6 protein-coding genes and 5 pseudogenes are annotated in these 11,643 nt (G+C 61.5%); 6 read left to right on the forward strand and 5 right to left on the reverse strand.

The window, feature by feature from the left end:
- Positions 1-363 (forward strand): annotated as a pseudogene (locus tag G6N73_RS32140) (transposase); the annotation flags it as partial.
- A gap of 301 nt (positions 364-664) precedes the next feature.
- Here G6N73_RS32140 and G6N73_RS32145 read toward each other — a convergent pair.
- On the reverse strand, positions 665-1,882 hold the full coding sequence (locus G6N73_RS32145) for an IS110 family RNA-guided transposase (RefSeq protein WP_165033983.1): 1,218 nt from the start codon (positions 1,880-1,882) through the stop codon (positions 665-667).
- A 252-nt stretch (positions 1,883-2,134) separates the two neighbouring features.
- On the opposite strand from G6N73_RS32145, the pseudogene G6N73_RS32150 reads away from it, so the two are divergent.
- Positions 2,135-2,350: pseudogene (locus G6N73_RS32150) on the forward strand (transposase); the annotation flags it as partial.
- Between the two features lie 38 nt (positions 2,351-2,388).
- Here the strand turns inward: G6N73_RS32150 and G6N73_RS32155 are convergent.
- A pseudogene (locus G6N73_RS32155) lies at positions 2,389-3,253 on the reverse strand (IS481 family transposase); the annotation flags it as partial.
- A 325-nt stretch (positions 3,254-3,578) separates the two neighbouring features.
- Between G6N73_RS32155 and G6N73_RS32160 the strand changes: the two are divergent.
- Positions 3,579-4,081: pseudogene (locus G6N73_RS32160) on the forward strand (transposase); the annotation flags it as partial.
- A gap of 337 nt (positions 4,082-4,418) precedes the next feature.
- Here G6N73_RS32160 and G6N73_RS32165 read toward each other — a convergent pair.
- Both G6N73_RS32165 and G6N73_RS36555 read right to left on the reverse strand, forming a co-directional pair.
- Entirely contained in the window at positions 4,419-5,576 is a 1,158-nt protein-coding gene (locus tag G6N73_RS32165) for a M24 family metallopeptidase (RefSeq protein WP_343044825.1), read from the reverse strand.
- Positions 5,577-6,812: 1,236 nt separating this feature from the next.
- Positions 6,813-7,040 (reverse strand): hypothetical protein, encoded by a 228-nt coding sequence (locus tag G6N73_RS36555; protein WP_206079211.1) that lies wholly within the window; start codon positions 7,038-7,040, stop codon positions 6,813-6,815.
- Between the two features lie 1,479 nt (positions 7,041-8,519).
- Here G6N73_RS36555 and G6N73_RS32175 point away from each other — a divergent pair.
- On the forward strand, positions 8,520-9,881 hold the full coding sequence (locus G6N73_RS32175; protein ID WP_165033981.1) for an MmgE/PrpD family protein: 1,362 nt from the start codon (positions 8,520-8,522) through the stop codon (positions 9,879-9,881).
- A 59-nt stretch (positions 9,882-9,940) separates the two neighbouring features.
- Here the strand turns inward: G6N73_RS32175 and G6N73_RS32180 are convergent.
- Positions 9,941-10,069 (reverse strand): annotated as a pseudogene (locus G6N73_RS32180) (transposase domain-containing protein); the annotation flags it as partial.
- Positions 10,070-10,193: 124 nt separating this feature from the next.
- On the opposite strand from G6N73_RS32180, the gene G6N73_RS32185 reads away from it, so the two are divergent.
- On the forward strand, positions 10,194-10,424 hold the full coding sequence (locus tag G6N73_RS32185) for a hypothetical protein (RefSeq protein WP_246252747.1): 231 nt from the start codon (positions 10,194-10,196) through the stop codon (positions 10,422-10,424).
- A 253-nt stretch (positions 10,425-10,677) separates the two neighbouring features.
- Positions 10,678-11,643 (forward strand): IS110 family RNA-guided transposase (locus tag G6N73_RS32190; RefSeq protein ID WP_165033982.1); only part of this gene is annotated, 966 nt, incomplete at its 3' end.

Below are 11,643 nucleotides of genomic sequence, written 5' to 3' on the forward strand. Positions count from 1 at the left end.
TACCGTGGCGTCGCCGACGTCCTGATCGCCGTCGTCGACGGCCTGAAGGGCTTCCCCGAGGCGATCAACGCCGTCTTCCCCCAGACCGTGGTCCAAACCTGCATCGTGCATCTGATCCGCCATTCGCTGGAGTTCGTGTCGTGGAAGGATCGCAAGCCGGTCGTGCCGGCGCTGCGCGCGATCTACCGGGCAAAGGATGCCGAAGCCGGCATGAAGGCCCTGGAGGAATTCGAGGCCGGCTACTGGGGCCAGCGGTATCCGGCGATCACCCAGAGCTGGCGGCGCAACTGGCAACACGTGGTACCGTTCTTCGCCTTCCCCGAAAGCGTGCGCCGGATCATCTACACCACGGATGACATCGACAAGTCTGACGTTGGCTCATTCGTTTCTTTGTTCGGTTCCGGTGAGCCCGTTTCTTCGTCCCGGCCGACGCATCGCCATCGGCTCCCGTGTCGAGACGCGGTCAAGGCTGGCCGTCGCACTGACGGTTCGGCAGGTCACGACGCTTCGAGGCCATGCCTTGACGGCGTCGAGCACGGAGCCAGGCTGGAGCAGGCCGTGTCGGCGATTGTCGTGGCGGCACATTCTTTGTGCTATGATCGCCCAGCACGGACGACCACGTGGCGAAGAGTGGCGCGAGAGGATGAGAGCGCCGCCGCGCAGCCTATAGTCGCTCCTCCTTTGTGGCGTCCGTGCGCCGCTTCGGCCCTCGTGATCGCCAGTGCCGGACCATCAGCTCGTAGGCACGCTCGGCATTTTCGGCCGCGGCCTTCTCCCGGTTGCGCAACTCCTTGACATTGTAGGCGTAGGCCGCTCCGCGGCGCCCAACACTGCGCTCGCTCGGCGCGCCGGCCTTGAGGGCGAGTTGCCGTTGCTTCGCCGCCACCAGCGCAGGGCGGACCCAGAAGTAGTCCTGCTCCTTGGTCAGCAAGTGCCAGATCAGCACGGCGAGCTTGCGGGCAACGGCGACCGCCGCGACCTGATGGCCACGTTTGCTGCGGATGCGCAGGAAGAAGGCTCTGAGTGGGCCGGGCGCCTTCGCCGCCGCCCAGGCAGCCTCGACCAGCATGGCGCGGGCATGGGAACGCCCATGTTTGCTGATACGTCCATACTGAGCGATGCCAAGGCCGGATTGGCGGACACGCGGATTGAGGCCAAAGTAGCTCACCAGTTTCTGTGGCTCATTGAACCGCCGGATGCCGCCGATGGCGGCGATGATACCGGTTGCCACGATGGCATTCACGCCGGTGATCGTTTGAAGCCGACGGACCTGCGGATCGTCGACCGCCTCCATGGCGATGTCGACATCAAGGTCTGCCAAGTCCTCGGCCAGGCGATCAATCTCGCGAATGTGGCGAGCGATGGCGGCCCGCTCATCGTCGGGGAGCACCTGACGCTCGAGCCAGGCCCGGCCGCGATTGTTGAACAGATCGGCATGCGGGCACTTCGGCACCAGATGCGCTTGCAGGATGCCGTGCACCTCGTTCTTCACCCGCGTGCGGTGCCGTACGACCTGATTGCGTCGGGCGACAAGGCGGCGAAGACGCTCGGTGCGCTCGTCCGGAACCCACACTTCCGGCAAAAAGCCACTGGCCTGCAGCTGCGCCAGAACGCCAGCATCGATCTTGTCGGTCTTGATCCTCGCGTGGGCGATCGCCTTCACCTGCATCGGGTTGGCGACAATCACCCGGCCGACGAAAGGCGACAGCACCCGCACCACCGCCATAGCATTGCCGGTCGCCTCGAGAACGACCTCGTCCTTCTTGCCCAGACTGCGGCCGAACCCTTCCAGTCCCGAGCGGGTCATGTCGACCCGTCCGTGATGACGCAGCCGGCCGTCTTCCCAAAACACCACCTCCGCAAAGGTGCGGTGGATGTCCATTCCAATCACACGTCTCATCGGCTCCTCTCCTCAGACGGTCGGGAGCCGGCGGGCGACGCGACACCTACGGATCCGCGCTCTCGGCGCAACCGGGCAGGTCGCAGGGGCGGCCAGCTACTAACGCGAGCTCGCAGCTCATCGAATGGATCGGCCTGCCCGCACTTGGCGTGCTCCCGGTGCCCCTGTCCCGGATGGTCGCACCATACGCCGAAAATCTCGTATCTCCAGCGCGGACCGGATGGCACCGTCATGATCATACCGGTTACGAACGCGATCGAGGCGCTGAACTCGAAACTGCGCCGCGCCGTCCGCACCCGAGGCCATTTCCCCAACGACGACGCGGCAATGAAACTGTTATATCTGGTCCTGAACCACGCCGCCGAGGATTGGAAACGACCGCCGCGCGAGTGGTTCGAGGCCAAAACCCAGTTCGCCGTCGTCTTCGGCGAAAGGTTCGTCAGCCAATGACGAAACCGGCCTCGCGCACAGAATTCCTGACAGTCCCGCATCGGCGTCTTGCCGAAGCACCAGCGGCCCTGATGTGGGCGCTCCTCATTGTAACTTCTGACCCATTCATCCAGATCGGCCTGCAACTCCTCGATCGAGCCGTAGATCTTCTTCCTGAAGGCGACCCGGTAGAACTCGTCCAGCACCGTCTTGTGGAACCGTTCAACGATGCCATTGGTCTGCGGGTTCTTGGTCTTGGTGCGGGAATGATCCACGTCCTCGAGCGCCAGATAGAGCTCGTACTCGTGATGTTCGGGATTGCCGCAATATTCGGTGCCGCGGTCGGTCAGCACCCGGTTTAGCTTCACGTCGTGGGCGTCGAAGAACGGCACCACGCGGTCGGTGAGGAGATCGGCGGCGGTGATCGGCGTCTTGCGGTCATAGAGCTTGGCGAAGGCGACCTTCGAATAGGTGTCGAGGAAGGTCTGCTGATAGATGCGTCCCACCCCCTTCATGTTGCCGACATAGCCATCCCCTTCATGTTGCCGACATAGAAGGTGTCCTGGCCGCCGCAAAGCCCGGGCATTCACTCTCGAACTCACCATGCGCCTCCTTGTCCAGCTTGGCCTTTTCCAGCGCCACCAATTGGCTCTCGGTGAGCACGATGCCGTCCTGGGCGACCTTCGCCTCCAGCGCCTTCAGCCGCTTCTTCATCGTCTCCAGATCGTGACGCTGCCACACCCCGCGTACGCCCGATGGCGAGACCGAGTGGCCTAGCTTGCGCATTTCGTTGGCGATGCGGGTCTGTCCATAGGCGGGATATTCCAGCGTCAGCTCGAGGATGATCGCCTCGATCTCCGGTGGCGTGCGGTTGGCCAACAGCGGCTTCCTGCGCGTCAGTTCCTGCAGCGCCAGTTCGCCGCCGGTCCGCCTTCGTCATCCATCCCTTCAGGCAGCGGCCAGCTCAACCCAGCAAGACGGGCGCGCCATGCACGACGCCATTGCTCACCCCAAGCGTGTGCGCGATGGCGCGCTCGGTCACTTCTCTGATCCGGCGCATCGACAATCTCTGGGTTGGCATCAGGCTTCCTCGTTTTGAACGAGGCATCCTGTAGACTGGCTGAGTTGTCGGCCGAAGCGTCCCGCACCTCCGAAAAGGTGCTCACGACCGTCTGAAATCGTTGCTCATGATCCCGTGAAATCCGTGCTCACGATGCGGTGAAATCCGTGCTCACGGTCGCCTGAAATACGCAGCCTGTTCAAACCGCATGCCGATATCATCGTCAAAGGCAGCCGCGGACACCGAGTACGGCCACAAACTCACCTGACCACCGGCAGGAGCGGCATGGTCCTTGATCTGGTGATCGAAACCGGCAACCCGGCCGACAGCGACCGCTTGCTGCCGATGCTGGAGCGCCATGCAGCCTTCTATGGCCAGGCGCCGCGGCAGGCGGCGACCGATGGTGGCTTCGCCACTCGCGACAACCTGGCCACAGCGAAGACATGGGGCGTCTCCGACATGGCTTTCCACAAGAATGCCGGCCTCAGGATCGAGGACATGGTCAGAAGCAACTGGGCTACCGCAAGCTCCGCAACTTCCGCGCCGGCATCGAAGCCGGCATCTCTTGCCTCAAACGTGCTTACGGCTTGGCACGCTGCACCTGGCGCGGGCTTGACCACTTCAAGGGCTACGTCCGGTCCTCGGTCGTGGCCTACAACCTCGTCCTCTTCACCCGCCTGAAACCAAGCTGACGCCGGTCCGCCGTTTGGAATCCGGTCCAACGCCGGTCTCGCGGCGTTCGCGCCACTGCGCCCGCGACGTCGTTTTCGCCACAAACCGGCGCGCTCTTCCCCGTCCGTGCCCCTACAATCGCTTCTCGACGAGCGTAAGTGCCTGTAAACGCGGCAAAATGTGTGCGTTTATGGACGAAACTAGATTATAGATTAGACGACCCATCAATCTGGGAGAGAGGTCGCTCTCACTTTGATTGCCGCGCAGCGGAGCGCCTCGTCCGTGGTCTTAACCATCTGCGCGTTCGACGTCAGGAGAGGAGAGGTGTGATTGCATGCGCTAGCCTCGTGGTTGGTCCTAAAGTACGGAGAAAAGCTTGCGCTCCATTCTCGTTAGGCGTTCCGGCCCGCGTTCCGTCACCAGCACCGTTTCGCTGAAGCCCATCCCGGCTGCCATCATCAGCATATGAAACACCATTCCGTGCTCCAGCACCCATTCCACGCCCGGCACGAACTCGCGGATGAACTCGCCGGCGGATGGGCGGTAATTAAGACCCAGCGAATAGCCAGCGCGATTTGTGTAAGTCTCGCGCAGACCGCTAGCCAAGAGCGGCTCGCGGCAAGCTCGGTCGATCACGCCGGCCGGTGTGCCCGGCCGCATCAGCGCGATGGCCTCGTCTTGGATGCGCAGGATTGTCTCGGCAATGCGCTGCTGCTCGGCGGTCGGGCTACCAACCACCGCCGCGCGCATTAAGCGAGCCCAATACTTTTGATGGATACCTTGGAGTTCGAAGTAGACAGTATCGCCACGTTCGAGGCGCCGGTCGGAATAATCTCCGTGTATCAGATCCGTTCGATTGCCCGAGGTTATGATACCGCTGAGCGGCATTCCCGACCCGGCCTTCACCAATGCGCTGAAGACGGCGCCGGCAACTTCTCGCTCCATGACACCAGGCGCGATAGCCTCGATGCCAGCGCGCATGCCCACTTCAACCTGGCGGGCAGCGGCGCGCAGACATTCTAGTTCCCGCGGCGATTTGATCAGGCGCAGGTGGTCGACAATGCGCGGCTCTCCCACCAGAGTTGCATTCGGTAGCAGCGCCTGAAGCATTTTCCAGCGTTCCACCGTCAAGAACCATGAGTGTTCATCTACGCCGACGCGCCCGCCTGCCAAGCCGAGGCCATCAAGGGCTCTTCGCGCCGCGTCGAGCCAGACGGGGAGCGGCTCGGCGGCATCTGCATAGACCGTGTGGTGTTTTACCCACGAGGTGCTGTGCGCGGCCGGGACTTCCATATCGCGCAAGATCAGCACCGGGTCGCCGCGCCTCGGGACCGCCAAGGCGTGATAGGAGAAATAGCCAGTTGTATAAAACCCCGTCAGAAACAGGATGTTTTCTGGTTGGTGCAGCAGTAGGACGGGAAGATCATGCTTGGCCATCTGTTCTTGCGTGCGATGCAGCCGCGCTCGATATTCATCAGCAGGGAAATCCATATCATTGTTCGCAAGCTCACTCACCGTCTTAGGTCCTTCATTGTTGGCTGCGTAATTTGGTTCGTTGTTCACCCGCTAGTGGAGATTGTTTCCACGCCGGCAAAGGTCAGAGATCGAGTGCCGCGCTTACTTCATCTGCTTCCCGTTAGCCTCGTGGATGGCGCTCAAGTACGCGAGAAGAGCTCGCGCTCTATGCTGGTTAGGCCTTTCCGACCCCGTCACCAGCACCGTCTCGCCGTAGCCCATCCCAGCTGCCATCATCTGCATATAAAACACTATCCCGGCCTCTTGTACCCATCCACGCCTCGCACGGCTTCGTAGATAATTCGCCGGCGAAGGGCGGCAATTGAGTTCGAGCGAATAGCCGGTGCGGTTGTCTCGCGCAGACCGTAGCGGAGACCACACTTGCGCCCCAGTTCATCTGCTGCACGAATTTCATTCGAGCCCGTCTGCGTCGTTACGTGTCCGTATGCTGAAACACCCTAATCAGTTCGCTGAAACACGTTGATTCTACAGCTCCCGGGTAAGCACCGATACTACCGCATCTGGTAGTTGGCGCATCCGCTCATGGCCAACAAGCCCCCTGGTTAGCCAACGGATCAGTAACCGGTATAAAATTCTCGGTGCCGATGTCCGGCTGCTGTTTTCGCGATCGCGGCGTATGGTGCGACCATCGGGGACAGAGGCACCGGGAGCACGAAGGTGCGGGCAGGCCGATCCAGTGCGTTGAGCTGCGAGCTCGTGTTAGTAGATGGCCGCCTCTTCGACTCGCCCGGTTGCGCTGAGAGCGCGAATCCGTAGTTGTCGTGTCGCTCGCCGCTCCCCACCCACTGACTGATCGAGAGGAGACAGGGGGAATGCGACGTGTAATCGGAATCGACACCCACCGTATCTTTGGGGAGGTGGTGATCTGGGAAGACGGTCGGCTGCGGCGTGTGGGGCCGGGTCGACATGACACGAACGGCGCTGGAAGGCTTTGGCACTTCTGGCCACCGATGAGGTGGTCATCGAGGCCACTGACAACTGGATGGCGGTGTCGCGGGTGCTGGCGCTATTCGTGAAGCGGGTGGTGATCGCCACTCCGCTGCAGGTCAAGGCGATCGCGCGCTCATGTGAAGACCGACAAGATCGACGCCGGCACGCTGGCCAGCTTGTACGCAGCCGGCTACCTGCCGGAGATCTAGACACCGGATGCCGCCACGGAGCGAATGTGCAGGCTGGTCGCGCGGCGCTACCAGGTCGTGCGGCATCGGACCCGGATCAAGCCTCGGTCGTGCCTGGCTCACCCGTCAGCCGGTGCCACATGACGATCGCGCCGCAATCCACCGCCATATCCGGGAACTGGACAGGCTGAGTGACGATCTCCGCGTGCTTGACCGGGAGATTGCCGAGCGCGCGCATCAACGATGCGGCGATCAAACGGCTGCTCACAATCACCGGCGTCAATCTCGCGGTGTCGGCCGGGCTAGTGGCGGCTGTCGGTGACATCGGCCGTTTTTCAACCCGCAAAAGCTGGTGAGCTATTTCGGCCTGAACCCACCCGTGCGCCAGTCGGGGCTCGGTGCTGCCATCACGGGCGGATCAGCAAGATCGGACGCAGCCATGCCCGCGCGATGCTCGGTCGAAGCCGCTTGGGCGCGGCCGCCAAGACGCCGGGTCCGCTCCATGCGTTCTTTGGCCGCATCCGGGCCAAGCGCGGCCATCAAGTTGCCGCCGTCGCCGTGGCGCGCAAGCTGACGGTGCTCGTCTGGCATATGTTGACGAAAGAGACGGACTACCTCTGGGCGCGACCCAGTCAGGTTGCCCACAAGATGTGCAGCATGGAGTTGAAGGCTGGCAAGCCGCAGAAGAAAGGGCAACCGCCGCGGACCGACCTATGCCTACAATGTCAAGGAGCTGCGGAATCAGGAGAATCGCGTCGCCGAGCAGGACCAGAAAGGATACGAACACTTCGTTGAGGCTTTGCGCCCGCGCCTGCCAAAGAAAGGGCCCGCGGGCGCCTCAGTCCGGCAAGGCTCGAATAAGGTGGCCGGCGGCGCTTTCAGCCGATGCACCACGCTTCGCCGCGAGGTCGCCCGCACACGACGACAATAGCTGACTGCGGCGGGTATTTCCAGTTGCGCCAGCCCTCGGGGTCTTGCACCCCGATCCGATCGAGCGTGCCGCCGTGCTCGGGCCGATCAAGGCCAAGCCTTGCGGTGGCCCGCGTAAAACGCGGCCAGACTGCCCCTGCGCGCGGCGGCTGTGAAGTGGGGCGGTCGGGACAGAAAAACACCAGCGACGCGGTCGAACCAAAAACATACTCGGGGAGGTTCCAGGGCTCGTCACAAAATAGCGCTTGTCGATCTCATCCGAAGTTTAGTCGCCCGGACGGCTCATGCGTGACAGGCACCTCTAACTCTAACATACAGAGAGTCGGTTAAATGAGGTGAATTCCGCTTGCCTGCAGAAGGGGCCTACCCGCCATTCCTAGGAAGACGCCGAGCAGTCGATGCCTATTGTCGGGTTTGGCGAGTCCGTGACACGGTCGCGTTCAGCTTGGCTTCTGCTGCAGCCATTCAAGCCATTGACCGGCAAGCAGAAAGTTCGTTCTGAGAATCACGCGGCAGTTGGCACATTTCTTGAAACGCCTAAGCCGCGACGCGGCAAGAGCTGCTGACGATATTCACGGGTAGTATCGCCGCCAATGGAATGAAGGAGGGAAAGAAACATGTCAGTTCGTCGCCAGATCCGCATGCCGAGCGACGCTTTCGTCCCCACGCAGATCGCCTTGCAGATTGGCCCGCGTGACGAGGTAATTGGCAGGCCGGGCCAACCCATACTCAGCGACTTCTGGCGGGCATCCCCACGACACATCGATATGACACTTGACCGAGGTGAGTCGGTTACTAGGCTCGAACCGCGCGGGGGCAAAGGCAGCCGAAACCATTTCATTCCAAAAAAACGTGGTCTATTGGAGCTCTTCCAGTGCGAGCGATATGTGAACTCAGCGAATTTGTTAGCAGCTACCGAGCAGATGCGCTTCCAACGGCGACACGGCGTACAATTTCCTTACTGATACTGGATCTCATCGGTGCCACCGCTGCGGGTCTGCAATCGCCGTTAGCCAGCGCAGCCAGAAAGGCGGCACTGGAAGCTTACGGCGAGGGGCCGATCAGCATATGGTTGAAAGACAAGCACGCTAGTGTGGTCGGCGCCGCGATGGCGAATAGCGCTGCCGCAAGCGCGCTGGATATCGACGACGGTCACCGCGGCGCAGCAGGCCACGCTGGCTCCGGCGTCATTTCCGCCGCCTTGGCGGTGGCCCAGGCTGTCGACGCGTCAGTCTCCGAGACGATGGTTGCAATTGCGCTCGGATACGAAATCGCGCTGCGAATTGCGAGCTCTCGTCCCCTTGGAACAGTCGACACGTATGCGAGTGGACGCTGGGCCGGCTACGGGGCTGCGGCCGCAGCCTGCCGTCTCCTAGGCATGGGTGCAACAGAAACTGCTCATGCGTTGGCGATCGCCGGATCCGAAGGCCCGATCGTATTCTTGACTGCAACATCCAAGTTCGTGGGCAATACAATCAAGGAAGGGATTCCCCCTGCCGTGGTTGCAGGCGTTACCGCGGCCTATCGCGCGCGAGCAGCCGCAACCGGACCGCTTGATCTTCTTGATGACAATGATCGTTTCGAACGCCATCTCCTGACAGACAATCTTGGGTCGTCTTGGGAGGTTCAAAAATGCTATATCAAGCCATATGCATGTTGCCGCTACATTCACGCAGCTATCGATGCGATCCTTGCCCTGCGCCGGGAGGGTCAAGAGGTTCGAAAGCTGCGCATCGAAACTTTCCCACAGGCGATGCGCCTTGCAAACGAACGCGCCCCCAGCACCTTGGAGGGCGGGCAATACAGCTTCTATTTTAGTTGCGCACTGGCCGCTCTATACGGGCGGGAAGCTCTACAGCCTGTTCAGCTTGAACGCCTTACTGACGCACGCGTGCTAGATTTCGCGGCGCGTATAGAGCTTGCGCCGTCCTCCGACTTCGCTTCGGCGTTCCCAGCCGGGACGCCTGCCCGCGTTGTCATGGATCAGGGCAGAGGGCCGGAAGAAATGGTCGTACGACATGCCTTAGGGGATGAGGCAAACCCGTTATCCACCGACCAGGTGGTGGAAAAGTTCAAGAACATCAGCAGAGAGCACGTTGACCCAAAGTGGCAGGAGCAGATTCTCACCGCGATCAGAAGCGTCGAAACCGCAGGCCTTCTGCCGCTTTTGCCTGCTCTGTCGCCACGGGACAGCCAAGCGGCGGCGCGGACAGCGCAACAGCTTCCGGCGACATAATTGCTGCCATCAGGCACTTGGTTTTGATCGCTAGTAACGATCTGTCGTGAGCGCTGTTCTCAGGCACGGCCATAAGTTCGGGAGCCCGGATGTAGGCCGTCGATCTGGCTGTTGGGGTGGCCGTTGACGATCCTGGTGAGGACATCGGCGAGATACCCGAGGGGCTCGACGCCGTTGAGTCTGCAGGTTTATACCGACCGCCGAACTATGCCGAGTGAGCAAGTTTTTACCAAGACTTTCCTCAACGTAGCGGTAGCTGGATCGGCATAGCTTAGGCTCTCTCCGTCGCAATTGACGCGAAGGAGAGGACACATGAACGCAAGTGACTATCTGCAACGCAGCTCACTGTATCGGAAGCTGATCCACGGGCCATATGGCGAGTTTGCACGCGTTTATGCGGGCAGATTGTCGGACGAAGGCTTCGGTCGGCAATGCACCTGGCGATCGCTAAGCCTATTTCGTGAGCTGAGAGACTGGCATGTCGGCAACGGGCACGATCTCCAGGATTTAAGCGAAGTTCATGTTGAGCGGTTTCTAGGCTAGTCTAGTGCCCGTCCATAAACGGCAAGGTACTGAATTTATTGGAAGAATCGCTATATTTGCGCGGGAAAAGCCCGGCGGTTTCAGGTACACTTTGGCATCAAGCTACTGATTCCAAAGGAAAACCCGCAACCGCCGGAGCCGACAATGCGCCAAGAACGCACCGTCCAATCCAGATCCTATGAGGAGGGTGGATAGCGACCTGCGCTGTGGCAAAGTGATGTCGCTTAATCAACACCTTACCCTGGAGGCAAGCATGCCCGTTGCAGCTCACCAATCCGAAGCGCCGACCGCTATCCGTACCGATCTTGGCGCAATCTTCGTCTCATTGGAACTGAGCCGCTCGAAATGGTTGATCACCTCGCTGTCGCCGGGTGGCGGCGAGAAGATGTCGAAGCATTCGGTGGTGGCCGGCGACATCGCCGGACTGCTGGCGCGCTTTGCCGAGCTTAAGAAGAAGGCAGAGGCGCGGACCGGGCAGTGTTTTCCGATCATCGTGATCCAGGAGGCCGGGCTCGATGGCTTATGGATCCATCGCGTGTTGGAGGCCGAAGGGATCGAAAGTCACGTCGTCGATCCGGCGTCGATTGCGACTTCGCGCCGGCGCCGCCGCGCAAAGACCGACAAGATCGACGGTGAGGCGCTGGTCCGGGCGTTGCTGGCCTATAAGCGAGGCGAGCCACGGGTGTGTGCGATGCTCCGGGTGCCCACGCCCGAGGAGGAGGACCGTCGCCGCATCACGCGTGAGCGAAAGGCTTTGACCAACGAGCGCGTGCGCCACGTCAACCGCGTCAAGGGCCTGCTGTTTGCCCAGGGCGTGTCCGGCTATGAGCCGCTGCGCCGCGACCGGCGCAAGCGACTGGAGGCGCTGAAGACCGGCGACGGCCGACCCTTGCCGGCACATCTGCAGGCGCAGGTCGGCCGAGAACTCGACAGGCTCGAACTGCTGCTGGAACAGATCAAGACTGTCGAGGCCGCGCGCGATGCGATGCTTGCTGCCGTGCCGATCGTCTCGCCGGCACCGGCGATGCTGCTCAATCTAAAAGGCATCGGGCCGGAGTTCGCCGCCGTGCTCTGGTCAGAAGGGCTGTCGCGTCACTTCGACAACCGACGACAGGTTGCCGCCTATGCGGGCCTCGCACCGACGCCGTGGCAGAGCGGCTCGGTCGATCACGACCAGGGGGTATCGAAAGCCGGCAATCCAAGGCTGCGAACGACGCTG

This window comes from Allomesorhizobium camelthorni (assembly GCF_011045125.1).
GTDB classification, from domain to species: Bacteria; Pseudomonadota; Alphaproteobacteria; order Rhizobiales; family Rhizobiaceae; genus Allomesorhizobium; species Allomesorhizobium camelthorni.

Excerpts from the sequence above, each read along its gene's own strand:
- G6N73_RS32145 (WP_165033983.1), bottom strand. The coding sequence starts at position 1,882 with ATGGACATCCACCGCACCTTTGCGGAGGTGGTGTTTTGGGAAGACGGC.
- G6N73_RS36555 (WP_206079211.1), bottom strand. The coding sequence starts at position 7,040 with ATGTCACCGACAGCCGCCACTAGCCCGGCCGACACCGCGAGATTGACG.
- G6N73_RS32185 (WP_246252747.1), top strand. The coding sequence starts at position 10,194 with ATGAACGCAAGTGACTATCTGCAACGCAGCTCACTGTATCGGAAGCTG.